Here is a 1,743-nt window from a genome sequence, read left to right on the forward strand (position 1 = left end):
CTATATTTATGTTTTATTTGGAAAAATATTTGGTGAAAAAATTAAAGCAGCATTGATAATGCCGCTTTAATTTTAGAGAAATTTTTCAATTACATAGGATAGTCTTGCAAGCTATCCGCAATATCGACTTCATCAAGTGAATTGGTTTCCAAAGCCAAACATAAGGTAACTATTTTAGCCGTATCTGCTAAATTTTCTTGAGTTTTAAGCTTAATTCCTCGTTGCAGGTCGTAAATATGATTTACATCTATATCGAGTGCTTCAGCAATATCAAGGATGTCATTATTACTAAAAAAATAAGAAATAGCTTCTGTCAACATCGAGTCTGATGCATTGAGAATACCTTGATTTAACAGTTCATCAAATTGTTTAGATGGAGTTGAAAGGGAATAACGAAAATTTTGGACTAGAGTTTGATCTAGAACATCAATCATCTTAAACATAGCGAAACCTTTAAGGTGACATAGGAGAAGAATATAAAATTCTTTAAGCATAAAATATGCTTTTATCTGGATAAAAAATAACCTAAATTGCAATAAAAAGCAATGTGTTTGAAATGGAATGTATTTAAATTTTAAACTCTATTCTTTAAAAATAATCATGTAAAACAATTGAATACTTTGGTTTTTGTAAGGTGTGACTACTAGGTCACTTTTAAATTGATATTAGATATGCCTTGAAATCTATTTTAATCTATTTATAAGTTAAATACGTAATATAAAAAGACTACAAATTTTGTCGTTAATCCGATTTGCACACTTTAGTTGAGTATATTTTAAAATTGTCAAAATGCATCATGTAAGATGCAACATTAAGAAATTGTACTTAAATCAGACCCGGATTAATCTTGGTGAACGGTTTTTGAACCTGTAAATTTAAAATCTTAGGAAAGTAAAATGAATATTAAAGGAAAAGTTTTTGTTATCACTGGTGGTGCTTCAGGATTAGGTGCAGCAACTGCAACGCATATTGTTGGGCAAGGTGGAAGGGTAATCATGGTTGATATGAACCATGAACTAGGCATAGAAATGCAAAAACGTTTAGGTGATTTATCTGAGTTTGTACAGTTAGATGTGACAGATGAGACTAAAGTACAGCACTTTTACCAAAATATTGAACAGAAGTATGGACAACTTAATGGTCTGGTTAACTGTGCCGGAATAGGTCCATCGGCAAAAATCTTGGGAAAAAATGGTATTCATGATTTAGCAACGTTTCAAAAAGTTCTGAATATTAATGTAACTGGGACATTTAATATGCTTCGCTATGCTGCTGATTTAATTTCTAAATATGAGTTAAAGGCTGGGGAAGAAGAACGAGGTGTGATTATTAATACTGCTTCAGTTGCAGCATTTGACGGGCAAATTGGGCAAACTGCTTATTCTGCATCTAAGGGAGCAGTTGTAGCCATGACTTTACCGTTGGCACGTGAGTTGGCTCAGCATGCAATACGTGTTATGACCATCGCACCTGGGATTATGGAAACGCCTATGCTCAAAGGTTTACCTGAAAAGGTTCAGGATGCATTAGGCGCAATGGTACCTTTTCCACCACGTTTAGCAAAACCTGAGGAGTTTGCACATCTAGTCGGACACATTTTTGCAAATGCCTATTTAAATGGAGAGGTTATTCGTTTGGATGGCGCTATTCGGATGCAGCCAAAGTAAGTAGCAGTATATAATAATGTAACTATATAAAAGTAAGTTTTAAGGTAAATGAAATCTCATGTGATCAATATTGATC

At 33.4% G+C, this 1,743-nt stretch carries 2 protein-coding genes; one reads left to right on the top strand and one right to left on the bottom strand.

Annotated elements, in window-relative coordinates; all coding sequences use genetic code 11:
* Positions 1-89 precede the first annotated feature (89 nt).
* Positions 90-443, bottom strand: coding sequence for a hypothetical protein (locus KPC_RS19515; RefSeq protein ID WP_121975964.1), 354 nt, complete (start codon positions 441-443; stop codon positions 90-92).
* Between the two features lie 453 nt (positions 444-896).
* On the opposite strand from KPC_RS19515, the gene KPC_RS19520 reads away from it, so the two are divergent.
* Positions 897-1,667, top strand: coding sequence for a 3-hydroxyacyl-CoA dehydrogenase (locus tag KPC_RS19520; RefSeq protein WP_121975965.1), 771 nt, complete (start codon positions 897-899; stop codon positions 1,665-1,667).
* Positions 1,668-1,743 lie beyond the last annotated feature (76 nt).

Origin of the sequence: Acinetobacter stercoris (assembly GCF_900323515.1) — a bacterium.
Lineage (GTDB): Bacteria > Pseudomonadota > Gammaproteobacteria > Pseudomonadales > Moraxellaceae > Acinetobacter > Acinetobacter stercoris.

Excerpts from the sequence above, each read along its gene's own strand:
- KPC_RS19515 (WP_121975964.1), bottom strand. The coding sequence starts at position 443 with ATGTTTAAGATGATTGATGTTCTAGATCAAACTCTAGTCCAAAATTTT.
- KPC_RS19520 (WP_121975965.1), top strand. The coding sequence starts at position 897 with ATGAATATTAAAGGAAAAGTTTTTGTTATCACTGGTGGTGCTTCAGGA.